The following is a 22,988-nucleotide window of genomic DNA, read 5'->3' as shown; positions in this document are numbered from 1 at the left end:
GCGGGTAGCGAAGCCGATTGGCTGTTCGCAGACCGGGCCAGTCTTGGATCGGTGGGCGGGCTCGGGCATCCACTTCGGACGTGCTCTTGGCTTTCAGGAAGAGTAGCTGCAAACTGGTTCAGTTGGCAGGAAAAGAAATGGTCCAGTCTCCAGCCCCCGGTGCTCAATCCGCCCGCATGGCATGGGGGCGCGCCAGATCTACGAAGCGCTTCGTGAGCAGATACTCAGAGGCGTCTACGACACCGGCAGCGTCGAGATGCTGCGCGACGTCGTCGCTCAACTCTGAGACGTCGACGGTTCCGCACGCGGGGTTAAAACATTCGCGACCGCTCATCGTAAACAGGTCATCGTTGAAAGCAGTTGGGCGACGGCCGCGCTCATGGCCGGCTGAATTAGCTGATGCGGCTTGCCGCCACCGTGCCGTTGCGCTCGGTCAGCAGTGCGTGGAGCCGACGAGGAGCTTCACATCAAGGGCCATTGTCTCATCTATCCGCAACGTGGATGCTTGTCATCGAAACATTCGATTTTGACTATCGGACAGGACATTGCATAGGAAGAATTCAAGGATGCAGGCTAGGGAGATTGTCGATGTATGCGGTTGGCTCCGAGGAGCATTTTTCTGGTGTGTGCATTCTGGTCTGCGCCGAACATTAAGCGAGCCGATCCCCTTTTCGACCAGGTACGTCGGTGATCGCGCAAGCTGCATCGCGTCGGCTCTTTCGCCACAAGCCCCAACTGGCGTAGGCGCCTACCCCAAGGATCAACAAGTCGAGGTTTCCCATGCGCTCCAAGGACGGTGGAGGTTGTGCCGGGAGAACCAGTTGCAAGTAGCCGATCATATCGGACTCTCCGAGATCTTCCGAAAACCCTATCGGGGGACTGACCCTGCAATGAAAAGCTAGGCGCTGGTAATTTGAGACGTTCTGCAGAGACGGCCCGGCCACGATGTGTCGATGTTCGCGTGCGGTCCCACTCAGAAGTGCTGGATCTCGACATGCCGCCTCGCGTGGAGGACGTGCTCCTCGTGATTATGCCGATTGCGCGGCCGATGAGCGAATGGCCGACCGATGCAACAATTGACCGGAAGGATCCGGAGCTATGAAACATCTTGATGACGGATGGGAGGTGCAGAGTGAATGCGCTGATGGAACCGGCCGTCGGAGCGTTTATCTGACGTTTGACGACGGTCCCGATCCATTCTTCACACCACAGATACTCGATGTGCTGGCGCAAAATCGGGTGCCAGCGACTTTCTTCGTGATTGGTGCCTACGCCGCAGAGCACCCGGACCTCATCCAGCGAATGATCGCAGAAGGGCATGAGGTGGGCAACCACACGATGTCTCATCCGGATCTGTCCAAATGCGGCTTGGGCGACGTCCAACGTGAGGTATTTGAGGCGAACCGTGCCATCATGGTAGCATGCCCCCAGGCCTCGATCCGCTACATTCGCGCGCCATACGGCGCCTGGAGCGAAGAAGTGTTCACTGCGTCAGAGATCGCCGGGCTGGCGGCCCTTCATTGGTCGATAGACCCAAAAGACTGGTCGCGCCCCGGCACCGATGCGATCGTCGATGCTGTGCTCGCCTCGGTCCGGCCCGGCGCAATCGTGCTCTTGCACGACGGTTGTCCTCCCGACGAGTCGAGAAGGAGCACTCAAGCCGGTCTGCGCAACCAGACCGTTATGGCGCTATCCAATCTGATTCCAGCATTAGATGCCTGCGGATATGAAATTCGCCCGCTTCCAGAACATCACTGAAATGCGAGATCCTATGGGCCTGCTTTCCCAGCCAGTGCCTTGGGTCTCGCTTATGAAGGCTTACAGGCTTCGTCGACATCGGACGAACTGTCGGCTCCGACCCGTTGACTAAGCGTAGACGTTTGTTGTCACCTGCTACAATGAGGACCCGCGCAGCCTCTCGGCATTGCCTGGCATCGCCGGAACCTCTTCGACGATTCTTTCAATATGGTCTCCGGGATCGCGGGCTGCGTTCACAAGGTTTGGCAAACTAGTCGCCATTGCCGGGATATGCCCGACCCCTCGGCTGCGAAGGACCAGGGGTTCTCCGACTCGCACACCCCGCTGTGGATCTGCTCCTCGATCGTCACGATGATCGGGCACGATGCCATCTTTCACAAACTGGACCACGTCGATAGCTTCTGACTGGCTGTTTCCAGCAGGCCAGAGTGCCGGTATCTGACTGGTCACGCAAGGAGTTTCGCCATGTACATCCCTCCCGCTTTCCGCGACGACGACAAGGAGACCCTGCGCGCGACCATCCGCGCGGCGGTGCTGGCGAACTTCGTTACAGTCACGGCGGAAGGGCCGCTCGCAACGCCACTGCCCCTCTTCCTTGATGAGAGCGAGGGCGAGCACGGGGTGATCTACGGGCACCTAGCGAAGGCCAATCCCCAGCGCCATGTTCCGCCGCTGGGCGACGGCTTAGCCATCTTCATGGGGCCGGACGCTTATGTGACGCCGGCATGGTATGCGACCAAGCGGGAAACCGGGAAGGTCGTCCCGACCTGGAATTACATCGCCGTCCACGCCTATGGTCCGGTCGAGTTCTTCGAGCATGCGGGAAGACTGCTGGACGTCGTGAATCGTCTGACCGACCACCACGAGGGCGAGCGCGCCTTGCCTTGGGCGGTGTCGGACGCGCCGCCGGATTTTGTACAGGCGCAACTCCGCGGAATCGTTGGCTTGCGCATGCCGATCACGAGGCTGGAGGGCAAGCGCAAACTGAGTCAGAACCGGAACGCGGCCGACCGCGATGGCGTGGCCGCGGGCCTTGCGGCGAGCGAGCGGGCATCTGACCGCGAGCTCGCCGCTCTCATCCCAAAATAATCATGAACTTTGTCGGAATCGACCCATGATGCCAGAACTGACCCCATTCGCCCTGTACCTCGCCGCGGCCTCCGTGCTCGCCATCACGCCCGGTCCGGGCATCTTCTACGTTGCCGCGCGCACGCTCGCCGGCGGTCGTCCGGAGGGTATCGCTTCCAGCTTCGGCACGGGGTTGGGGGGCATGATCCACGTCCTCGCAGCAAGCCTAGGTGTTTCCGCGATCGTGCTCGAGAGCTCGGAACTGTTCTCCGCATTGAAGCTGTTCGGCGCGGTCTACCTCGTCTGGCTAGGCTTTCGCACCTTTCAAGCCGCGCGCCGCAAGGGAGCGACTGGCGATGATGGCGCCCCGGTGCGTTCAGTCGGACCCCAGCGGGCTTTTCGTGAAGGGGTGCTGGTCGAGGCTCTCAACCCCAAGACGGCAGCCTTTTTTCTAGCCTTCCTTCCGCAGTTCGTGAACCCGAGCGCAGGGCACGTAGCTCTGCAACTCGTGGTGCTTGGCTCCGTGTCGATTGCGCTCAACACGCTCGCCGACATCGTGGTTGCCTTCGTGGCCAGCGGCATTCAAGACGGCGCGGCAGCGCGTCCCAGGTTGATCCGCCGCCTGAGGGAGGCGTCGGGCGGCGCGATGATTGCGCTGGGCGTCGGCCTCGCTCTGGCGAAGCACCCTGCTGCCTGAATTTTGCATCGGATCTGGTTGGGCATCTCTCCGGGTCGGCGGGTTAGTTTGAAGCAGATGGATGGCTGCGAGCCAGCTTCGGTCATTACACCGATTCAGGCGATGTCTCAGGCGCGGCACCACAGTGAGGGAAACGTGAGTTCGACTGCCTCGCCTTCCTCATGACCATCATTTTGGCCCTCGCGAATCAACGCACGGTAGAAGCCAGTCAGCCGAGAATGACTGCCGTTTCATATAAGGAAAGCCAAGCCATGCGCCAAGCATCGCCCCGCTTTGCACTCGATCACATGGCGACGCCCGGACTTGACGTCAGGGCACTTTTCGCTTTTGCCCGTGACCAGGGCCTGACCGATGTCCAGATCCGCAGCCAACAGCGCAGCAATGCTATTGCACGCGGCATGCCGGCGGCGGACGTCCGGTCTGCCGCCGCCGAAGCAGGCGTTGGGATTATTTCCATCAATGCCTTGCAGCGCTTCAATGAGTGGACACCCGCCCGCAAGGCCGAAGCGAGCAAGCTCGCCGATTATGCGGCGGCCTGCGGCGCCAAGACGCTCATGCTGGTGCCGGTCAACGATGGCTCCTGGCCCGCCAATGGCGAGCGCCGGGGCGATCTCCGCTTTGCCTTGAAGGCGCTCAAGCCGATCCTCCAGTCGCGCGGCCTGATCGGTCTCATCGAGCCGCTCGGCTTCCAGACTTGCTCGCTTCGATCGAAGAACGAAGCGGCTAAGGCCATTGCCGCCATTGATGGCCAGTCCGTCTTCCGCCTCGTGCACGACACGTTTCATCACGCCGCTCGCCGGGGAGCCGTTCTTCTCCTGCGACCTGACCGGTCTCGTGCACCTCTCAAGCGTGAGCGATCCGATCCAATGGATTTACCCGGATCGCGTCCTGGTCGGTACCGACAATGGCAGCCAGATTCGGGCGCTGCTTGATGGCGGCTATGGGGGCCCCTTCTCATTCCCACCGTTTGTCGACGCAGCCCACCCGCTGGACGACCTCGCAGGCGCACTTTCCGCGACTATCGATCTCGTTCGACACGCCTGTTGAAACGAGTGCCGGTGTGAGACGCGGTAGTCAATCAGGGCTTGCGACCCTTTTTGGTGTCCCGCGGAGAACTCATTCGAGACGCCTCCTGTAACAATATCTCTCGCATCCAGACGCTTGCCGCATCACTGTTGTGAAGGGCGGGCCATTGGAGGGCCTCGGTAAATGCGGGAAGCGGCAGCGGAAGTTCGATGATCTGCAGTGGGAAGGTTTTCTTGAAATGCTCAACCAGCCGGAAGGGCATGGTCGCTATACGAGCTGTGCCTGAGACCATCGGCGGGATCATGCTGAAGGCCTGCACGATGACCTCGACACGTCTCTTAAGGCCATGCTCAAGAAAAAAACGCTCCTCGACGGAGGGCTTCCGCCCGAACTTGGCCGCAACGTGCCTCATCGACATGTATCTCTCGAATGTAAGCTGCTGCGGCAGCTGCTTGTTCGTGGGGCAGCCTACGCACACGAGCGTGTCGTCGAACAGCGCCGCTCTTGGATGCGCGCTCGACATGAACAATTCTGGACAAATCAGAAAATCGACGTCACCGCGCCGGAGAAGCTCATCGGGGTCGTCGTCGAGCGGCAGCAATTCGAAGCTGACGGCGGGTGCTTCGCGTGCAACACGCTCCACGACCTTTTCAAAAAACACGAGTGTGGCGAAATCGGAAAGGGTGATCCTGAAACGGCGATCGGACTGAGCCGGATTAAACGGATCCCAAGAAATAATCGAGCTCTGGATTTTCAAGAGTGCGCCGCGAACAGCGGGGGCGAGTGTTTCCGCACGTGGGGTTAGAACACGTTCGCGGCCGCTCATCGTAAACAGTTCATCGTTGAAATAATCGCGCAGCCGGGCGACGGCCGCGCTCATGGCCGGCTGACTTAGGTTGATGCTGCTTGCCGCCGCCGACAGGTTGCGCTGGGTCAGCAGTGCGTCGAGCACGACGAGAAGGTTCAGATCAAGGCCTTTGAAGCGCATCGCTTTCACTTATCCATAGCGTGAATGCTCGCGATCTAAACAATCGATTTTACCAAACTTCCAGGGCGCTGCATAGATGAACATGCACCCGATGACGCCACGGCTTCTGTAGCGTGTGCTGGGACATGACTTGCAAGTAGCCGATCATGTCGAGCTCTCCGCTTTCATCCGAAAGGCCTATGGGCCGACAGGGGCTTTCAGGCGGTCGTAGCTGGGCCGGTGCAAGGCCGGAGGTTCGCGAATGTGCACGGCGTAGCGGCTTACTTGGACCTGCTGCGCCGTTCATCACGTTGGCGAGGTTGATTTCTTGGTAGGCGAACTCGGATTGTACAGGGTGCATCCGGATCTTGAGAGACTCGGAATGAGCCATTCTATCCACGTCATGCGTCCGGTGCAGCAGCAGCTTGGCATTCCGTTCGCTTTTGGCACGGTTCGGCATGCGCTGCGGAATTATCTTGAGAGGTTCTGCAGAGACGTCCTGGCGACCATAGTGCCGGGCCATCGCGTCGCCACACATGATCGCGACCGCCACTGCGCTCCAGGTTTGCGATCAGGCACTGGGATTTCGTCCGCTCGGTTGCAGCCAGTCGGCCCTCGATACCACGCCGCGATCCGCGTAAATTTCGATCTTTTCACCGAAACTGGCGTGCTCGCCGTGCCCAGAAACGGCCGTAGCAACCGCAACAGATGGGCTGGAGTCTGATGCTTGATCAAATAACAGTCGGAGCGAAGGGGCGCGGCTCGCGCCCAGCAGAGACAAACGACCGAGACCTAAGCCTTGATTTCGTCAAAGGTATACTAATTACTTTAGTGATAATTGGACACTTATTACAATATTTAATTTATCGAGGCACTGACGATTTCTGGACGTCTCCGTATTATAAGTCGATCTACATGTTTCACATGCCTCTCTTTATGGCAATAAGCGGATATCTTTCTTATGGGGCAATTTTGCGAAAACCGTTCATTCAAGGGGTCGGCAATCGAGCAACGCAGTTACTACTACCAATGCTTTTTTGGTGTGCGTTAATTTGGACACTAAAGTCCGCCATGATCCCTCCTGCGACAAGCTTAACTGATGGATTGCTGGACTTTTCGAAGGAACTCATTGGAACATACTGGTTCATATGGGCGGCGTTTATCTCGTTCATTCTAATTAGACTGTTTACAATTTCCAATCGCGTATCGATGTGGATTATAAGCGCATCTGCAATTGCGGTCGCATTCGCGCCCATCACATTATCAATAACCCCGTCATTAAGATACACTTACCCATTTTATTGTCTCGGGTTCTTGCTTGCGCAGCCGATCGGATGGCAGAAAATTATCATTTGGGCACACAAATCGATTTTTGTAGTTTTACTGTCGATAACAGCTTTCATATGCTTTATTTTGTGGGGCAAGGAGACTTACGCCTACAACAATCTCGTTTTAATTCATGATAAACAGTCGGCTGAACAAGTATTTCTGATGTTCACTGGCTCGGCAGCAGCTTCTGCAGTAGCGGTGCAGCTTATGTTCCAATGCTGGAGAATTGTCTATTCGACCAGAATAGCTCACTTTGTCGCGGTGGAGCTTGGTCAGAGCACGCTGCTGCTTTATCTGGTTCAGGGTGCCGTGTTTCGCCTCACGGATTTTATACAGTTTGGAGAAGTCTGGAATCTCACGACCAGAATCGCGTTCGCAAGTGTTCTTGGAGTGGCGATTGTCGTCACAGCACTGGCAATTCGCAAGATTGCGCGCGACCTTGGATATGTGTCGCAGATCCTTGTCGGAGCGCCGCCACGCCCAAGTCTGCTCAAATCTCAATCTGCAATAAATTAGCCACCCACAATGGTCGCGATGACAAGCAACCACGTTACGGACAGATAAGGCATGCGTTTCAAAGGCCTTGATCTGAACCTTCTCGTTGTGCTCGACGCACTGCTGACCGAGCGCAACCTCACGGCGGCGGCAAGCAGCATCAACCTAAGTCAGCCGGCCATGAGCGCGGCCGTCGGCCGGCTACGCAATTATTTCAACGATGAACTGTTTACGATGAGCGGCCGCGAACGTGTTCTAACCCCACGTGCGGAAACACTCGCCCCCGCTGTTCGCGGCGCACTCTTGCACATCCAGTGCTCGATTATTTCTTGGGATCCGTTTAAACCGGCTCAATCCGATCGCCGCTTCCGGATCATGGTTTCCGATTTCGCCACACTCGTGTTTTTAGAAAAGGTCGTGGAGCGTGTTGCACGGGAAGCACCCGCCGTCAGCTTCGAATTGCTGCCGCTCGACGACGATCTCGATGAGCTTCTCCGGCGCGGTGACGTCGATTTTCTGATTCTTCCGGAATTGTTCATGTCGAGCGCGCATCCAAGAGCGGCGCTGTTCGACGAGACATTCGTGTGCGTAGGTTGCCCCACGAACAAGCAGCTGCCACAGCAGCTTACATTCGAGAGGTACGTGTCGATGAAGCACATTGCGTTCAGGGTCGGCCGTCCGCAGATGCCATCCATCGAGGAACGGTTTTTGCTTGAACATGGTCTCAAGAGACGTGTCGAGATTATCGTGCAGGCCTTTAGCATTATCCCGCCGATGGTCTCAGGCACAGATCGTATAGCGACCATGCCCTTCCGGCTGGTTCAGCATTTCAAAAAGACTTTCCCTCTGCGGATCGTCGAACTTCCCCTGCCACTACCCACGTTCACTGAGGCCGTCCAATGGCCCACCCTTCACAACAGTGATCCGGCAAGCACCTGGATGCGGCAGATAATGTTGCAGGAGGCATCCCGCATGTGAAGCCGCGGGCGCTCCTGGCGAACGGCACGCAAAAATTGAGTCTGACTCCAATTCGATGATTTTTGCATGACAGTGTGGTGCTGATTTCCGATGCTGATAGCCGGCAACACCAAAACCATGAAGTGGAAGAAGTACTTTTGCCGCAGGCTGTGCGAGTCTGAAGGTCTACCCTATGCACCGCGCCCAATTGCCGGGAATGCAATGATTTCAAAAGCTGATTCGGCCCGGAGGCATGGAAAAGCCGCCTCACACGGATCAAGCACGGGTTCGCCCTTGTATTTAATAGCCGTACGAGGCGAGCGGTCGACGGCGAGGCGGTCCGCTTCGGTTCGGCACTCTTAGCTTCTCTCGTCCGCACCATCATTCAAAACGCCGCCGCCGGTCGAAATCGACCGGACAACAACGTGCGATCGCGCGGAGACGATGGCTGCAACCGCCAAAAAATCGTGAGCAGGATCGCACCGCGCGGCTGATGAGATTGCATCTTTCGCCGTGCTGCACTGGCCTGTGTCAGGTGCTCTAGGGTTCGCAAATCGGTCCGAGCAAGAACACTGTCAGGGCAGCGAGGAACGAGGCAACGGCGCTGTAGGCAAAGGCACTAGCAACGCCGGTATTGTCCACCAGCAGTCCGCCGAAAATCGCGCCGGTGGCGATGGCACTTGGAACGTTGCGGCCATCAGCCCACCGGCGCTTTCGGCCTGCTCGGGAGCGGCGCGCAGCACCATGCATTTTCTGCAGTCCCACCGGCACCGCGCCGAAGGCAAGCCCCATACGGTACCGCAACCGCCGAGGCCCAGGCCGATGCTTCCAACGTCAGCAGCGAGACAGCGGCCATCGCTATGAGCAGGGGCGGCAGGGCCGCGACTGCCTTGAGGCTGTGCTCGGCCAAGATCCGCCGGCCAAATTGCCGAAGAAGCCGCCGATGACAATGGCGAGCAACACGAGCGAGATCGTCTCGATGTTGAGCGCGGGAACATTCTCAAGGAAGTCGCGGATATAGATGGAGCCGGCGAAGTGCCCGGAAGCGACCAGCAGGACGACCAAAATCGCGACTTTGATCATCGGATTCTTGGCCACATCCAGCAGACTGCGGAAGCTGGCCGCTCCAATCGGAGGCAGCCTCGGAAAAGCCGTGAGTTGCACTACCAGTGTAACGCGCCGAAGACTGCAGCGATCATGAAGGCGCTTCGCCACCCCCAGACGTCGCCGACATAGGCGCCGATTGGACCGACGGTACGCCGGTGAGGATAATCGACATGGCGCGCCGCAGGAGGTGACCTGGAACGAGCCGCATCGCCAACGCTGCCGACATCGACCAGAAGCCTCCGAGCGCTATTCCGAGCACGACGCGGGCGGTCAGAAGAACCGGCAGTGACCCCGCGACGGCACCAGGACCGTGCGCTGGCAATTGTGCCCTTCGGCATCGGGTTGCTGCAACCGATCTCGCACTTATGGGTCCTGCAAGGAGCGTGCTCGAGAATGTGGACCTCTACTCCGACTTGCTGACACTGACGGAGGGTGTCGGGGTCAACGTGGTCGGCCACATGCCGGCGCCATGGCGGAGTGGTTCGGTGCTGAGCAAAGTCGCGGACGGCAAGGCGGACGCTCCCAGGGATTAACGCGGCTGGCGCAGGCAATGCGGGATTCCGTTGGCAGAAGGAGCTCAAACAGCTAATTCGCTCAAGCTTGCCACCACCGCAGCAGACGAATGGCATGCCGGTCGGCAGGGCCGTGCAGGCCCTGGTGTTCGAACCCTCCATTCACATCGCTAAGCAAAAGCATTCGCGTGCTTGCCAGCTCAACAGCACAGTCTCGGCGCTTTATCGGCCATGACGATCAGATTCGTTCGTCAGATCAGGGCAGCTTCAAGGGCCGTAACCGCACACACCCGCATTATCCGGCTCCCTCAGCTATGCTGCCGGCGATTGCAGCGCTAGAGCGCGGTAACTCAAGTTCGTTACAGCCCGCCGCTCAGCCCTCGAATTGACTTGCACCTGTCTTGGTCAACAGCAACCCATCGCACCAAACGTGGTCTACGCATCCCCACTCACAGGCGGCAGCCGCATCCGGAAAAAAACCACGTCCATTGAGATTTGCACTCGTGTTGCAGAGCAGCGAAATGCCCGTGAGTTTCTCATATTCTATCAGAAGTTCTGCAATTGGGTGTTCAGAAGTTCTCGAAACTGTCTGAAGTCGCGCAGTCCCGTCGAGATGGACGACCGCCGGGATTTTTTCTTTCCACTCCGAACGGGTTCGGTGATCGAACAGCATGTAAGGATCCGGCGTGCCGGGGTCAAACATGTCAGGTGCACGATCCTCCAAGCATATTGGCGCTACCGGTCGGAAGTGCTCTCGAACTTTGATTTTGTTGAGATGGTCCTTCATTTCCGGCGAAGTTGCGGCCGCCAGGATGCTTCTGGCTCCCAAAGCACGTGGACCAAGCTCTGCGCGACCTGCAAGGAACACCACAGGCTTGTTGTCGGCGAGCACGCTGGCAAGTTCTTTCAGGCTGCAAGCAGCAGATTGCCAACCAGGCGGAACCTTGCCATGGCTCACATTTGGCCCGCTGTAAACTGACCAGTCGAGATGCACGAAACCTTTGTCGGCGGCCAGCGCGCAGCAAGCGGCACCGATCGCCGATCCGCTGTCGTTTGGAAACGGAGGCACCCAGACTGCGTCGAACAAACCGCTCGCCCGAAGAGCGCTGTTCCATTTGATGTTCAGCCCGCATCCGCCGGCTATGCACAGGTTTCGGGTTTTGGGGACTGAGTACCCACGCAGCGCCCTTGTCATCCCCTGGACGAGAAGACGCTCCACGAAGGCATGGAAGGAAGCAAGTATGTCCTCGGGCGTTTCGGGGATTAACCGCGACGCGCTTGCATCGAAGAAGTCGTGCACAGCCGTGAGTAACGCGTCTTCGCTGTGGCTGTTGTTCCCGTAGCCAAAAGCAAGGTCCGTATCCCAGGCAAAATGGTCGTCGTAAAGCTCCTGAAACACATTCACGATGTGTTCATGGACCACTCCGAGCGCAATATAGGCCATCAACTTGCCGGCGATACCGAGATTCCAGCCAGTCCGCAGTTCTTGCCTGTAAGGACCGAAATGTTGGCCCGCGGCCGCATAGGCATGGCCTATCATCGGAAACAGGCACCCAACAAATCGGACTCCACTTGGCTCGACGTAGTAAAGCCGCGGAAAGATGCAGCCGTCCCATACCAGACAAAATGCCGGTTCCTCAGCTTTGGCGAATGAGCTGGTGCAGTATGCGGAAGCCACGTGCCCAACAACATGCGGGTAGCTTTCATAAGAACATACCCCACTGTCGAGCATGAGACCGGAACCTTGATAGGCTGTCAGGGGATTTTCGGCGTCCCGCTCCACATATGGCGCGCCGTTGAGAGTGATAGGGGAGCCATTACTCAGAACCTGGAATTCTGACTGGATTTCACCGTCCCATCCGTCAATAACGAACCGGTCGATATCGCGCGGAGCAAGCCCGTTTTCCGCCAAAACGGCGACGACCGTCTCAAGCCGCTCGATATGTTGGTATCGTGGGTTATTGTCGAGCTTCTCCTGCTCAATGCAAAAGACTAATCTGCCGTCTTCCACGACAGCAATTCCCCCGTCGTGCGTCAGCTTGATACCGCAAATGCGCATAGCAGATCCTTGTCGAGGTGACCTAGAGCAACCGCAGAAAACGGCTGGAAAACATGGTCGTGGGTTTTGATGTCGCGCTATGCAGGATCATAAGAAACCGGTAAATTAGATTGTTTGGATGTGATGCATCCGCGCGATGAATGATAAGGTCTGCCGCGCGATCTAGAGCACATCCTGTTTAATCTGGGTCATATCCTGCGGCCTTGAAGTAGTTTGCGCATTCGGCTGGTGTGAACTGGTCGAGGATCGAACCGACGGCGTCCCACAGGGCGTTGATGGTTCTCTCGGCTTTGGCGCGCATGAGAGCCTTGAGTTTTGAGAAGGCGTTTTCGATCGGATTGAAGTCGGGCGAGCATGGCGGCAGGAACAAGAGCTTGGCGCCGACCTGTTCGATTGCCTCTCGCACGCCTGCCGTCTTGTGCGCCGGCAGGTTGTCCATCACGACGACGTCGCCCGGCGCCAGGGTCGGGACCAGGACCTGATCGACATAGGCAAGGAACACACTGCCGTTCATGGCACCGTCGTAGACGAATGGTGCGGTCATACCCGTCAACCTCAGCGCGCCGGTGAAGGTGGTCGTCTTCCAATGGCCGTGCGGCACGCCGGCCCGGCAGCGCTCACCGCATGGCGCACGTCCCCGCAGACGGGCCATCTTGGTCGACAGCCCGGTCTCGTCAATGAAGATGAGCTTCGCCGGATCGAGATCGAGTTGGCCGTCGAACCAGGCGCGGCGGCGCTTCAGGATGTCGGGGCGGTCCTGCTCCAGTGCGTGTGCGGATTTTTTTTGAACGTCCACCCGTGGCCGCGAAGCCATGCGCTCAAGGCGCTGCGGCTGATCCGCACCGACCGCTCGCCTTCCAGCCGCTCTACCATCTCGTTCAACGTGATGTCCTTGCGCTCATCGATCAGCCCGACGATGAAGGTTTCATGCGCATCGAGGCTGGACGCGCGGCGGCGGCCTTGCGGCCGCGGCGCCAGTTCGCCGATCTTCGCCCGCGCGATCCAGCGGATCGCACTCGATATCCCGACCCCAAACCGCGCCGCAGCCTGCCGGGCCGACATGCCCGCGTCAGACGCCTTCAGGACCCGCAGCCGGAGATCCTCGCTCAGTGATCTTCCCATCATCCACCTCACCAAAGTGGATGTTGAATCATCTGCCAAGGCCGCCGTCACATCACAATCGATTCATCGATCACAGGACGTGCTCTAGAACAAAATGGCTGACACGCAAAAATCACCAGAATTGCGAGGCAGCGCTGTGCGGCACTGTAGAAGGGCTGGCCACTGCAAGCGCTGGGCAGGGATCTGCACGGTCACACATCACCCGCGCCACGGGAGGTGCCGCGCTCCCTCGGCACCGCGCGTGCTGAGCACGAAGGTGGTCGCGCTACAAGCGAGCCTTCCCTGATCAAGCTACTCTTTAGGTCTCTATCGACAAGGATTTTCGATGGCGAGGGCAGCGCCCAAAGGGCCTATTCGGCTTTTTGAATCGCGCCGTCATGTTGGAGGAACAACCTCCGACAACCGGTGGATCCCGCCTGCAGATCGGCAGCGGAACAGAGCGGCTAAGCGCGTGTGAGGCTAGCGGGGGGTCGGTCAAAGGGCATTGTTTCTCGGCTCACAGATGCAGTGTCGGCTCGGCAAAGAAGACGAGCTGGGCCGCTTGTCTGCAGGTATTGCGTGGTGAGGCCCATCTACCAGCTGCTCGAAGGGCTTTTGTGGCAGCCGCGCTTGAAGCAAAGATCCTGCGCAGCGTTGAATGCTGTTAGCTCAAGGCTTTGATGCTTCGAGTGGAAGTCGTCTGGCCTGCACACTCTTCCGGAGAAATGTAGGCGTTGGCGGCCCCGGAACGCCTACCTCCCTCGCCGATAAGACGTTCTGCCAATCGAACACGTTGACGAGGACGTGATTGGCGTCGAGACCTGTCGATCCATCGGTGATCAGGACGTCGCGCGCATTGTTCCCGATCAGATTGTGGAGAACATCTCGGCTAGTCATCGAAAGGGTCGGTACGTAAATTTTTCCCTCGGCAATATGAAGTCGCGCGGCTTACGATCCGACACCTGATCCTAGACGGTCCAGGACGCCGGCGAGCTGGCCCTTCGCCGCAGCGGAAAGCGGCTTGATTGGCCGTGGGGGCTCGGCGGAACAGATTTCGAGGAGCTCGGCGATTGCGTAGACGACGCGAAGGCTCGAGAACGTCTTAAAAAGCTCCCACACCGGGGCCAGGGTGGCGTCGATCCGGTGTGCTTCTGTGTGGTCGCCGTGCTGAGCGGCTCTGACCATCCTAAGGCAGGGGTCGGGCAAGATGCCACCGAGGACGCTGTACCATGTATCGGCGCCGGCGATCAGGGCCTCGGTGGCGTTCCAGTCGCCGCTGTAGCCCATCGAGAATCCTTTCGGCACGATTTTTTTCTGGTGCGCAAGTTGGCCTTTGATAGCATCGCCCCGGTCGGCTGAGTTTTTAATAGCGAGGATCTCAGGCAGCCGTCCCAGACGCTCGATGAGCGCTGGCGTGAAGCGAAAATGCGTGTTTGCAGGATTGTCGTAGATCACGATCGGCAGGCCGCTTTCGCGCGCCACTGTCGAAAAATGCTCGAAAACTTCGTCGTCAGTAAGCGGGGTGTAAGAAACAGCCGCGAGCAACCCCGCGGCTGCGCCAAGGGCCTTCGCATCGCTTGCATAGTGTACCGCTTCATCGGTGCGCAAAGCGCCCACGCCCACCACGAGCGGGACTCGTCCACGCGTCTCGTCCAGCGCCTCGCAAATCGCCCGGCGGCGTTCCGCGCGCGACAGATACATGTAGGTGCCGGTGCTACCGAGCAGGCCGATGGAATCCACCTTTGCTGCGCAAAGCCGCGCTATTAGCTTTCGAAGCGCCAGGACATCGACGCCGCCGTCACTGTCGCTTGGCGTTATTGGGAAGGCCGAAAGGCCGCTCAGGAAAGCCATGCTGAAGCTCCCGTTGTTACATTGGGTGAAGCGTTGGGCGTCAGACCCCGTCCAGCGCCTGCTCTAGATCCGCGATCAAATCGGCGGCGTCTTCGAGCCCTACCGACAGACGCATGAGGTCGTCGCCGACTCCGTCAGGCAAATGCGCGTCCTCGCGGATTGACTTGCGCGAGCGGGTCAGGCTTGCCGGATGATAGATGAGACTGTCAGCGTCGCCGAGACTGACCGCCCTGATGATCAGCTTGAGCCGGTCCATCATACGGCGCGCGCCCTCGAACCCCGTTTGGAGGCCGAGAGCCAACATGCCCGAGCCTTGCGACATCTGCCTGCGCGCGATCTCATGGTCGGGATGAGAGCCGAGAAATGGATAGCTAACCCAAGCCACAGCCGGGTGCGCCTCGAGCGCCTGAGCGACCGCAAGCCCAGAGACACTGTGACGCTCCGTACGCAACGTGAGTGTCTTCAGCCCGCGCAAAATCAGGAACGCCGACATGGGCGAGAGCGCTGCCCCGGTGAGATAGCGCAGGCCAGTTTCGCGCAGCAGGTGCAGTGTTTTCGCATCGCCCAGTATCACACCGCCCAGAGCATCGCCATGGCCATTGATGTACTTGGTCAGCGAATGGATCACGATGTCGGCTCCGAGTTCCAGCGGACGCTGGAGGGCGGGCGAGGCAAAGGTGCTGTCGACGGCGACCTTCACGCCGCGAGAATGGGCGTGTTCGGCAATGGCAGCGATGTCGAGGATACGGATCAGCGGGTTGATTGGCGTCTCGAAGAACACGAGCCGGGTCCTGTCAGTGATGGCGCCATTGAGATTGCTCGGATTCGACAGGTCGACGGCAACGACCTTGATGCCAAACTGCGGCAGACCCTGTTCGACCATGGCGAGCGTATTCGAATAGAGTGTCTTGTGGACAATGAGTTCGTCACCTTGAGACAGCAGCGAAAGGATCAGCGTGCCGAAGGCGGCGATCCCCGAAGCGAGTACCAGCCCAGCTTCGGCTCCTTCGAGATTGGCGAGCCGCCTTTCGAGGATCTCGGTGGTCGGGTTGAATTCGCGTGCGTAGAGCCTTCCGCCAAGCGCGGCGACGGCTTCGTTTGCTGCCACGCTTTCAAATCCGTAGGTCGATGTAAGAAACACCGGCGTCTGAACGGAATTGGAAAAGCCGGCCGGATCGTAGCCATGATGGATGGCCCGGGTGGCGAATGCGAGACCGACGTCGTTCCGGGACGGCGTTGACGTTGCCTCGGCTTCAAGCTGATCTTCGGCGCTGGCCATCGGCTTTAGCCCTCTTGATTTCGGGGACAATGCCGTCACACTAACTCAGATGGAACGTCCAGTTGGCGATGAAAGAAATGGTCCAGCCTTCTCCTGCCGCGTCGACAGCTCGCTCGCAAGGTCTCGGCGCGCGCCAGATCTGCGAAGCTCTTCGCGAGCAGATCCTGGGTGGGATCTATGAAACGGGCAGCCAGCTGCCGTCGTCACGTGGCCTCGCAAATGAACTCGGTGTGTCGCGAACCACGGTCACCGTGGCGTATGATCAGCTGGTCGCCGAAGGTTTCATCGAGGTCATTCAAGGCGCAAGACCTCGCGTTGCATCTTCGCTAGTCCGGAGTAAAGAGACCAGCGCGGTGCCGAAACGGACTGGCCCGATCCACCTTTCCTGTTACGGCGAGCGACTGCGCGCCAGTCCGCCACGGCGCGATTACCTCCCCAACCGCCTCAAGGTCGATTTCCGTTATGGCGACCTCGCCCTATCTGATTTCCCGGCGCTGACGTGGAAGCGTGCGATGAACGCGGCGATGTCACAAAGCCCCGGAAGGCTGGCCTATCACGATCCACGCGGCTCGCATCGCTTGCGCCAGGCGCTGCAGGGATATTTGTGGCGTGCCCGAGCGCTTAGCTGCCAGGTCGAGCAGATCCTCGTCGTCAGCGGATCACAGCAGTGCCTCGACATGTGCGCGCGCCTGCTGCTCGATCCTTCTGACAGCTTCGTGATCGAGGATCCCTGCTATAGAATGGCGCGCCAAGTCTTTGCCAGCACAGGAGCCACGCCCGTCGCTGTCGCCGTCGATAGCGAGGGCATGAAGACCGAGCTGCTGCAGGAGGTCCCAGCGCGGCTGGCCTATGTCACCCCGTCGCACCAGTTCCCGCTCGGCGGCGTCTTGTCGATTTCGCGGCGGTATCAGCTCCTCGAATGGGCTCGGCGCAATGACGCCTATATTATCGAGGACGATTACGATGGCGAGTACCGGTACGACATTCGACCGGTGCCCCCGCTGCATAAGCTGGAAGACCGCAGTTCCGTAATCTATGTTGGCACGATCTCCAAGACACTGTCGCCGATGCTGCGCATCGGCTACCTAGTGGTTCCGGCCGAGTTGCAAGACGTCTTTGCGATGGCCAAGCAGCTTCTCGACAGGCATTCTCCGGTTGCGGAACAGGAGGCCTTGGCCTCACTCATCGAGAGCGGTGGTTATGAAAGCCATGTGCGCCGCGTCCGCCGTCTTAACGGCGAACGGCGAGAGGCACTGCTTGCCGTCCTGCGACGCGCGTTCGCAGACAGCATTGCCATCGAGGGGGCCGATGCAGGGCTGCATGTCGTCGTCTGGTTCAAGGATCTTTCTCGGTCGCTGGAGGACGTCCTGGTTGAAGAGGCGCGGCGGATTGGGGTTGGCATCCATCCGATCTCATCGCTGTACATCCGAGATGAAGGCCGCGCTGACCGGATTGGACTGGTGATGGGCTATTCCGCCCTGACGATTCGGCAGATCGAGAATGGCGTTCGGCTCCTTACTGGAGCTATCCAACGGGTAAGAAGCTTTGCCGAAGATTCGGCAAGATGCTCAATACCCGCCCTGACAGCGAGCGGGCCTGCCTCGTGACCCCAGAGTCGCGCCGGCATTGATCGCAGACTGAATCAGCAAGACTTGCCAGGACCTGGCTCTGTCGGCCAGTCCGGGTCTCGGGCAGGACTCTGACCTTGGGACCTGGGGAAAGGAATTCTTGAGGAGACTCTCAAATCCGGTGGAAGCAAGGCGCCGTCGCGGCCGGCTTAAAGGAGGAAGCGTTGTTGGATTTTCCGCTGATCGACGAAGAAATAGCAGAGATCGCACCTGACTTTCGCGCAATCAGCATTCTTGTTGATGCAGAGGACAGTGCGCAAGGCGTCATGGCTCGGGACGTGTTGGGAGAGGCTTGCGATTTCGCCCGAGCGGGGGGACCCGCCTGGGGAGAAGCGCACTTGGCCAATTGGGCGGAGGCATACGTCCGGTTCGGCGCGAAACCAAACCGGACGCCGTGCTCGGCGCAGGCATTGAAAAAACGGGTGGAGAAGGATGGCCGCATCCCACCAATAAATCCTGTCGTTGACCTCTACAATGCAGTGAGCCTGCGTTTCTCAATACCCATTGGCGGCGAAAATTTCGATGCATATGTCGGCAAACCGCGGCTGACGATTGCCGTAGGAACGGAGTCCTTCCACACTGTTTTGAATGGGGAAGCAGTCGTCGAAAGCGCTTCCAAGGGGGAGGTCATCTGGCGCGACGATCTGGGAGCTACATGTCGCCGCTGGAATTGGCGGCAGGGCACGCGCACCCGGTTGGAGACGGTGGGCGGCCGCATGTGGTTTATTTTGGAAAGCTTGGCAGCGATGCCGGAAGAGGCGCTCGAGCAGGCGGCTAAGATGCTCGTGAGCGGTCTGAGAGAGCTGGCACCAGGGTGTAAGGTCTACAAGCAGGAAATCACCACCGCTAAAGCCTCGGTCGCTAGTCTCGACAGGCGGGTCGGTTGAGGAACGTGCCCGCCCCGATGATAATCGGTTCACTCGCAAGCAGTCTGCGTTCCTTTGCGAGCTGGGTCTCCTGGGGGTGCGAAGGTCGATAGGAGGTAACGCCTCTGGCCATTTCGTACTCAGCAGGCCAGCGGAAGGTGCACCGCATTCATAATTCGAATCGGCCCAGGATAGCCACGGTCCAAAGATTGCGCACCTTTTCGGGTTGCTGCTTTGATCAATCTCGACGTCAGACGCTCCGGGGCGAGCTTCAGTCCGGGCACTCCGAGCCAGCATAACATCTCGTCGCGAAAGCCGGATTAATTCGGATCGAAGCGGTTGCGAGACATCTGCCATGCATGGGCAGACTCGTGGCTCTCCGCCGAGGGGGGATGCGGATGACGATTTATTTCCGCCTACCTCATCGACGTGTGTGACGACCAAGGCAGTTGTGCCCGATCCGCCGTTGGCCGCGTACGCCTGCCGTGCGGCAGTGCTCGATCGCCGAAATGACCTTGAGCTGCCGAGGCTGAGCTGGCCTGCATACGCGACCTGATAGGCAGGCCGGGCAGCACGGAGCATATCGGCGATCTCGATCGAGTCGCCGCACGCTCACCCGTCGGGCGAGCTCTCCGCCTCCTTGAAAAGGCTAAGTTCTCGAGCTGACTGGCCTGCAGCATATCTGCGGGTCGAGCTTACTTAGAGGGCCGTGTGTCGAGCTTGCGTCCCCCAGCAGGACCCGGGTAACTCCGACATCGACGCCGGCCCTCCAGGCGTGGCGAAGCTGTGACGCAGCGTGTGCCGGCCGGGCCCCTTGACGGTGTTGGCGCTTTTGCATTCTCGGCGACAATCCGGTGGATCTGCAGCGTCGGGTAATCGCGTGCTGCCCCGGGAACAGCCAGCCACCGCGGCGAACCCCTGCTGCCGCCCGACCTTCCATCAGTAGCGCAGTTGGCTAAGCCGGCCGGCCGACAGCATGGCATCACGGCACCGTGCGCCGTGCCACGCTCGATCGGCAGCAGCATGCGCTCGTTGTGACCGTGGGCCATAATGCACTGGCCGCTCCTCCTTCCCTTGAACGAGCCGCACGAGATGCGCCATCTCCGGGTAGGTGTCTTCAACAGCACCCCATCAGGGCCGCCAGCAAGGTTGCCCCTGATTCTATCTTTATCGCCGGCAACTCGATCGGTAGGGCCACGCTGGCTACGGCGGAGCCACGGACGGTTGGGCGAAGCCAAGAGATGTCGGGGGCGCAGAAGCCGGAGGGCCTCATTGTTGGAGCCCAAATTGTTAGCCCGATGATCCCCCGCCATGCCACTTCACCAACTGGACGGCTTCAATTGCAACGAACTGGCTGTTTCCAGAGGGCCAGATTGCAAGTATCTGACCTGCAACGCACACACGAAGTTCCCCGATGTACACCCCTCCGGCCTTCCGAGATGATGATATCGATTTCGCAGCTTGCCACATCAGTTTGGCTCCGGATCGGTTCAGCATCTTTCCGGGTTGGCGCCTACTCTGCGGAAGCAGCTGGATAGCCTCGATCGATCTTCGGTCATTTCGCCTAGCAGATCAATGTTCTCAAGAGGCGCGGTAGTATGCGTTGCGTGAAAGTCGGCTCACAATGAAGCACAATCGTGTGAATGAAGAGCGGGTCAGTTTGATTGACTCGCCTCCCTATGCCGATCATTTCGGCCTCGTAAATCAACAAACGGCAGAAGCCAGTCAGCCGAGAATGGCGGCCGCCTTCATGAAGGAAAGCCACTCCGTGCGCCAGGCGCCACTTCGGTTTGCACTCGACTACATGGCGACGCCCGGGCTTGACGTCAGGACGTTCTTCGCGCTCGCCCGCGATCTCGATCTGACCGACGTGCAAATCCGGAATAATCCCTGCAGTAAGGCTGTTGTGCGCGGCAAGCCGCCGGCGGATGTTCGGTCTGCCGCTGTCGAAGCGGGCGTCACCATCATCTCAGTCAACGCTCTACAGCGGTTCAACGAATGGACTCCCGCCCGCAAGGCCGAGGCCAGCAAGCTCGCCGATTATGCGGCCGCCTGTGGCGCCCAGGCGCTCATGCTGGTGCCGGTGAACGACGGTTCGTGGTCCGCCAATGGCGAGCGCAATGGCAATCTCCGCGTCGCCTTGAAGGCGCTCAAGCCGATACTTCAGTCGCGGGGTCTGATTGGGCTCATCGAACCGCTTGGCTTCCAGACCTCCTCGCTTCGGTCGAAGAACGAAGCGGCTAACGCTATTGCCTGGGTTGATGGCCAGTCCGTCTTCCGGCTTGTGCACGATACATTCCACCACACACTCGCCGGCGAGACGTCCTTCTTCTGCGATCTGACCGGTCTCGTGCACATTTCAGGCATAAACGATCCAACCTTGTGGGTTCACCCGGATCGCCTCCTGGGAGGTTCCGACAATTGCAGCCAGATCCGGGCGCTACTTGATGGCGGCTATACGGGTCCCTTTTCTCTTGAGCTCGTCGAGGAAGTCCACGCATTGAATGACACTGCAGGCGCATTTGCCGCCAGCATCGATCTCATCCGACACGGGCTACTGGCGCGAGTGCCGGTCTAAGGCGCGTAGGCAAATTGAGCGGAGAAGTCATTTCGAGATCGCTCCTGTATCCCGCTCATGCGGATGCTTGCCGGATCACCATTGTCAAGACTGGCCATTGGACTGCCTTGGGCGGCCGCGCAGTTCGATGGGCCCGCAAGGCGATGGTTGGATCTGATGCTGAGGGCGGCGGACTATCGGAATTTTCGGACGAAGAGCAACTGGTGGCGGACAGGGCGAGTGCGCGAGCCAACCGCAGGTGGTCCTGAGGTGATCTTTTTCTAGGACCGCGGTCGCGCAGCTGCTGCTTCACCTCGGCGGCCTCTCCGGGATCACCGACGACCGCTTCCTCCGGCCAGAACTGCCGATACCAGACCCGTAGCTATGAGCTCTCGATAGCGCGTCGGACAAGAATTCTGGCGCTCCGATCTGCGATTCAGCGTTATTAAAACCCCAGCTTCCTCTTCAGTTCCGCGTTCTCCTTGCGCAGGCGTTCCGCGAGCAGGCTCTTCAGTCGTTTGTTTTCTTCCTCAAGCGCGACGAGGTCCTTCAGATCGTCACCAACCGATGCGGGCAACGCAGCTTTCTTCCATTGATAGTAGGTCTGTTCCGAAATGCCGGCCTGCTTTACGGCGCTCTTGATGGTGGCGCCGCCACTGATGGACTTCTGTATCAGGGCGAGCATCTGGGCGCGCTCCTTTTCAGAGTAGATCTTACGTCCGGCCCGCACGGTCGCTGCTGGTGCTTCCTCCGCCTGAGACGCCGCATTGGGCGCTTTCCGAGCAGGCGGCCTAGGCTCAGCCTTCGCTCTCGGCGACCGTTTGGCTTTCTTCTTTTGAGGCCCCTCTACCTTCGCTGCCGGTTGCGTTGCAGTTATTTCTGGTTCTGCGTCCAGGGGATTTGCCATGAGATACTCCGCTCGCGGTTTGTGCAAGCGTTCAGCATCAAGCGCTACAACACTTGAGTCAACAGGGCGACCATTTGGCAACTCCATCTCCTCGAGTTCCCTTGTTGTCTCGGCCATTGCTGCGGTAAGATCGACATCGCTCCAGATCGAACGACTCCGTTTTTGAGAACTGCGCTTCTGTCTGATCTCCACCGTGAATGCTCGGGGCTGCCGCCTCATAGGTCGTTCCTTGTGAACACGAATTATGGAGGAAGTCGCGGCAGACGGCGAATGAAGGTCTGGCCGCTTCTTCTGTAGCCGAGCTATATGCATCCGACCGCCCGAGCAAGCCCCGCTGGCGACGCACACCCCGGAACAGACCGGTTCCTATGAGCACCTAAGAGCAAGTAGAAATGCCATCTCGGGACCGAGGAGGTGGTGGATTCCTGCAGCATGCAAAAGCTATCTCCCGTGTTTTCGATGGTAGAGCGACGGCTGGCATCCGAACTGAAAGGAGCTGCTCAAGAGCTGCGATCCAATCTGCGCTGGCAGTGCAGGACGGCATACCCTCCGAAGGCCGGTGCTACCGACGCTAGCCCGCTGATTAAAAACATGAACCGACATCGGTTGGCGCAGAAGAACGGACAGCTGCGCAGAATTGGCGCGCTGGGAGAGTGGAGGGCACGAGCCGAGTCGAACTCGCATCGAGCGTCGTCCAGCAGCGGCAGAGCATGACAGGCTCCTTCGACAAGAACGGAGCCTGACCGAAGCTACTCGTCGTCGCAGTCGTCGCTGGGGCGACCCTTTTTCCACGAGTACCGCGGCGGCCGCCTGGTCGGAACGTC

General features: G+C 59.2%; 18 protein-coding genes and 4 pseudogenes. 15 read left to right on the top strand and 7 right to left on the bottom strand.

Annotated elements, in window-relative coordinates; translation table 11 throughout:
* Positions 1–566: 566 nt before the first annotated feature.
* The 6 genes and pseudogenes from AC0L17_RS28405 to AC0L17_RS28380 all read left to right on the top strand — a co-directional run bounded on the left by AC0L17_RS28405 (position 567) and on the right by AC0L17_RS28380 (position 4,587).
* Positions 567–902 carry a hypothetical protein gene (locus AC0L17_RS28405; protein WP_473518200.1) on the top strand — a complete coding sequence of 112 codons (336 nt, stop codon included), beginning with the start codon at positions 567–569 and terminating at the stop codon, positions 900–902.
* A 92-nt stretch (positions 903–994) separates the two neighbouring features.
* Positions 995–1,102, top strand: a complete 108-nt coding sequence (locus tag AC0L17_RS28400; RefSeq protein ID WP_473489080.1) for a hypothetical protein — start codon at positions 995–997, stop codon at positions 1,100–1,102.
* Positions 1,099–1,758 carry a chitooligosaccharide deacetylase NodB gene (gene nodB, locus AC0L17_RS28395; RefSeq protein WP_065010656.1) on the top strand — a complete coding sequence of 220 codons (660 nt, stop codon included), beginning with the start codon at positions 1,099–1,101 and terminating at the stop codon, positions 1,756–1,758. The genes AC0L17_RS28400 and nodB overlap by 4 nt, the downstream gene beginning before the upstream one ends.
* A gap of 465 nt (positions 1,759–2,223) precedes the next feature.
* Positions 2,224–2,847: an FMN-binding negative transcriptional regulator gene (locus AC0L17_RS28390; protein ID WP_473518199.1), complete on the top strand. Its 624-nt coding sequence runs from the start codon at positions 2,224–2,226 to the stop codon at positions 2,845–2,847.
* A gap of 28 nt (positions 2,848–2,875) precedes the next feature.
* The gene (locus tag AC0L17_RS28385) at positions 2,876–3,523 is read left to right on the top strand and encodes a LysE family translocator (RefSeq protein ID WP_473518211.1); all 648 of its coding nucleotides are present in this window, start codon (positions 2,876–2,878) and stop codon (positions 3,521–3,523) included.
* Between the two features lie 218 nt (positions 3,524–3,741).
* Positions 3,742–4,587, top strand: a pseudogene (locus AC0L17_RS28380) (TIM barrel protein).
* Between the two features lie 14 nt (positions 4,588–4,601).
* Here the strand turns inward: AC0L17_RS28380 and AC0L17_RS28375 are convergent.
* Positions 4,602–5,537 carry a LysR family transcriptional regulator gene (locus AC0L17_RS28375; RefSeq protein ID WP_473489059.1) on the bottom strand — a complete coding sequence of 312 codons (936 nt, stop codon included), beginning with the start codon at positions 5,535–5,537 and terminating at the stop codon, positions 4,602–4,604.
* A 115-nt stretch (positions 5,538–5,652) separates the two neighbouring features.
* Here AC0L17_RS28375 and AC0L17_RS28370 point away from each other — a divergent pair.
* From AC0L17_RS28370 to AC0L17_RS28355, 4 genes and pseudogenes are all read left to right on the top strand, one after another.
* Positions 5,653–6,240: pseudogene (locus AC0L17_RS28370) on the top strand (GNAT family protein).
* Positions 6,240–7,361, top strand: a complete 1,122-nt coding sequence (gene nolL, locus AC0L17_RS28365; protein WP_473518210.1) for a nodulation factor fucose acetyltransferase NolL — start codon at positions 6,240–6,242, stop codon at positions 7,359–7,361. Before AC0L17_RS28370 ends, nolL begins: the two are co-directional and overlap by 1 nt.
* Before the next feature lie 51 nt (positions 7,362–7,412).
* Positions 7,413–8,318, top strand: coding sequence for a LysR family transcriptional regulator (locus AC0L17_RS28360; protein WP_473518198.1), 906 nt, complete (start codon positions 7,413–7,415; stop codon positions 8,316–8,318).
* An 84-nt stretch (positions 8,319–8,402) separates the two neighbouring features.
* Positions 8,403–8,536, top strand: a pseudogene (locus AC0L17_RS28355) (nitrogen fixation protein NifQ); the annotation flags it as partial.
* 301 nt (positions 8,537–8,837) lie between these two features.
* On the opposite strand, the pseudogene AC0L17_RS28350 reads toward AC0L17_RS28355, so the two are convergent.
* A pseudogene (locus AC0L17_RS28350) lies at positions 8,838–9,699 on the bottom strand (MFS transporter); the annotation flags it as partial.
* 88 nt (positions 9,700–9,787) lie between these two features.
* On the opposite strand from AC0L17_RS28350, the gene AC0L17_RS28345 reads away from it, so the two are divergent.
* Positions 9,788–9,937, top strand: coding sequence for a hypothetical protein (locus AC0L17_RS28345; RefSeq protein WP_473518197.1), 150 nt, complete (start codon positions 9,788–9,790; stop codon positions 9,935–9,937).
* Between the two features lie 352 nt (positions 9,938–10,289).
* On the opposite strand, the gene nodU is transcribed toward AC0L17_RS28345, so the two are convergent.
* Complete coding sequence (gene nodU / locus AC0L17_RS28340; protein WP_473518196.1) at positions 10,290–11,975, bottom strand: nodulation protein NodU; 1,686 nt, start codon at positions 11,973–11,975, stop codon at positions 10,290–10,292.
* A 178-nt stretch (positions 11,976–12,153) separates the two neighbouring features.
* A protein-coding gene (locus AC0L17_RS28335; RefSeq protein ID WP_473518209.1) for an IS630 family transposase occupies positions 12,154–13,097 on the bottom strand; the annotation gives its coding sequence in 2 pieces (ribosomal slippage) (positions 12,154–12,761 and positions 12,761–13,097; 945 coding nt in all).
* A 377-nt stretch (positions 13,098–13,474) separates the two neighbouring features.
* Between AC0L17_RS28335 and AC0L17_RS28330 the strand changes: the two genes are divergently transcribed.
* Positions 13,475–13,744, top strand: coding sequence for a DUF982 domain-containing protein (locus tag AC0L17_RS28330; protein ID WP_473518195.1), 270 nt, complete (start codon positions 13,475–13,477; stop codon positions 13,742–13,744).
* Between the two features lie 280 nt (positions 13,745–14,024).
* Here the strand turns inward: AC0L17_RS28330 and AC0L17_RS28325 are convergent, their stop codons facing one another.
* Together AC0L17_RS28325 and AC0L17_RS28320 are read right to left on the bottom strand one after the other, a co-directional pair.
* Positions 14,025–14,927 (bottom strand): dihydrodipicolinate synthase family protein, encoded by a 903-nt coding sequence (locus AC0L17_RS28325; protein WP_473518194.1) that lies wholly within the window; start codon positions 14,925–14,927, stop codon positions 14,025–14,027.
* Between the two features lie 40 nt (positions 14,928–14,967).
* The gene (locus AC0L17_RS28320; RefSeq protein ID WP_473518193.1) at positions 14,968–16,206 is read right to left on the bottom strand and encodes a trans-sulfuration enzyme family protein; all 1,239 of its coding nucleotides are present in this window, start codon (positions 16,204–16,206) and stop codon (positions 14,968–14,970) included.
* 68 nt (positions 16,207–16,274) lie between these two features.
* Here AC0L17_RS28320 and pdxR point away from each other — a divergent pair, with 68 nt between their 5' ends.
* From pdxR to AC0L17_RS28305, 3 genes are all read left to right on the top strand, one after another.
* The gene (pdxR, locus tag AC0L17_RS28315) at positions 16,275–17,813 is read left to right on the top strand and encodes a MocR-like pyridoxine biosynthesis transcription factor PdxR (protein WP_473518208.1); all 1,539 of its coding nucleotides are present in this window, start codon (positions 16,275–16,277) and stop codon (positions 17,811–17,813) included.
* A 185-nt stretch (positions 17,814–17,998) separates the two neighbouring features.
* Positions 17,999–18,721, top strand: coding sequence for a B3/B4 domain-containing protein (locus AC0L17_RS28310; RefSeq protein WP_473518192.1), 723 nt, complete (start codon positions 17,999–18,001; stop codon positions 18,719–18,721).
* Between the two features lie 1,714 nt (positions 18,722–20,435).
* Positions 20,436–21,278: a TIM barrel protein gene (locus AC0L17_RS28305; RefSeq protein WP_473518207.1), complete on the top strand. Its 843-nt coding sequence runs from the start codon at positions 20,436–20,438 to the stop codon at positions 21,276–21,278.
* A 424-nt stretch (positions 21,279–21,702) separates the two neighbouring features.
* On the opposite strand, the gene AC0L17_RS28300 is transcribed toward AC0L17_RS28305, so the two are convergent.
* Positions 21,703–22,383: a transposase gene (locus tag AC0L17_RS28300; protein WP_473518191.1), complete on the bottom strand. Its 681-nt coding sequence runs from the start codon at positions 22,381–22,383 to the stop codon at positions 21,703–21,705.
* Between the last annotated feature and the right edge of the window lie 605 nt (positions 22,384–22,988).

The sequence above is a fragment of the Mesorhizobium sp. WSM4829 genome, from assembly GCF_055811475.1.
This window is presented reverse-complemented; position numbering and strand designations above follow the sequence as displayed.

Bases quoted from the DNA above. Each gene is read 5' to 3' on its own strand.
- AC0L17_RS28405 (WP_473518200.1), top strand. From the start codon at position 567: ATGCAGGCTAGGGAGATTGTCGATGTATGCGGTTGGCTCCGAGGAGCA.
- AC0L17_RS28400 (WP_473489080.1), top strand. From the start codon at position 995: ATGCCGCCTCGCGTGGAGGACGTGCTCCTCGTGATTATGCCGATTGCG.
- nodB (WP_065010656.1), top strand. From the start codon at position 1,099: ATGAAACATCTTGATGACGGATGGGAGGTGCAGAGTGAATGCGCTGAT.
- AC0L17_RS28390 (WP_473518199.1), top strand. From the start codon at position 2,224: ATGTACATCCCTCCCGCTTTCCGCGACGACGACAAGGAGACCCTGCGC.
- AC0L17_RS28385 (WP_473518211.1), top strand. From the start codon at position 2,876: ATGCCAGAACTGACCCCATTCGCCCTGTACCTCGCCGCGGCCTCCGTG.
- AC0L17_RS28375 (WP_473489059.1), bottom strand. From the start codon at position 5,537: ATGCGCTTCAAAGGCCTTGATCTGAACCTTCTCGTCGTGCTCGACGCA.
- nolL (WP_473518210.1), top strand. From the start codon at position 6,240: ATGCTTGATCAAATAACAGTCGGAGCGAAGGGGCGCGGCTCGCGCCCA.
- AC0L17_RS28360 (WP_473518198.1), top strand. From the start codon at position 7,413: ATGCGTTTCAAAGGCCTTGATCTGAACCTTCTCGTTGTGCTCGACGCA.
- nodU (WP_473518196.1), bottom strand. From the start codon at position 11,975: ATGCGCATTTGCGGTATCAAGCTGACGCACGACGGGGGAATTGCTGTC.
- AC0L17_RS28330 (WP_473518195.1), top strand. From the start codon at position 13,475: ATGTTGGAGGAACAACCTCCGACAACCGGTGGATCCCGCCTGCAGATC.
- AC0L17_RS28325 (WP_473518194.1), bottom strand. From the start codon at position 14,927: ATGGCTTTCCTGAGCGGCCTTTCGGCCTTCCCAATAACGCCAAGCGAC.
- AC0L17_RS28320 (WP_473518193.1), bottom strand. From the start codon at position 16,206: ATGGCCAGCGCCGAAGATCAGCTTGAAGCCGAGGCAACGTCAACGCCG.
- pdxR (WP_473518208.1), top strand. From the start codon at position 16,275: ATGAAAGAAATGGTCCAGCCTTCTCCTGCCGCGTCGACAGCTCGCTCG.
- AC0L17_RS28305 (WP_473518207.1), top strand. From the start codon at position 20,436: ATGGCGGCCGCCTTCATGAAGGAAAGCCACTCCGTGCGCCAGGCGCCA.
- AC0L17_RS28300 (WP_473518191.1), bottom strand. From the start codon at position 22,383: ATGAGGCGGCAGCCCCGAGCATTCACGGTGGAGATCAGACAGAAGCGC.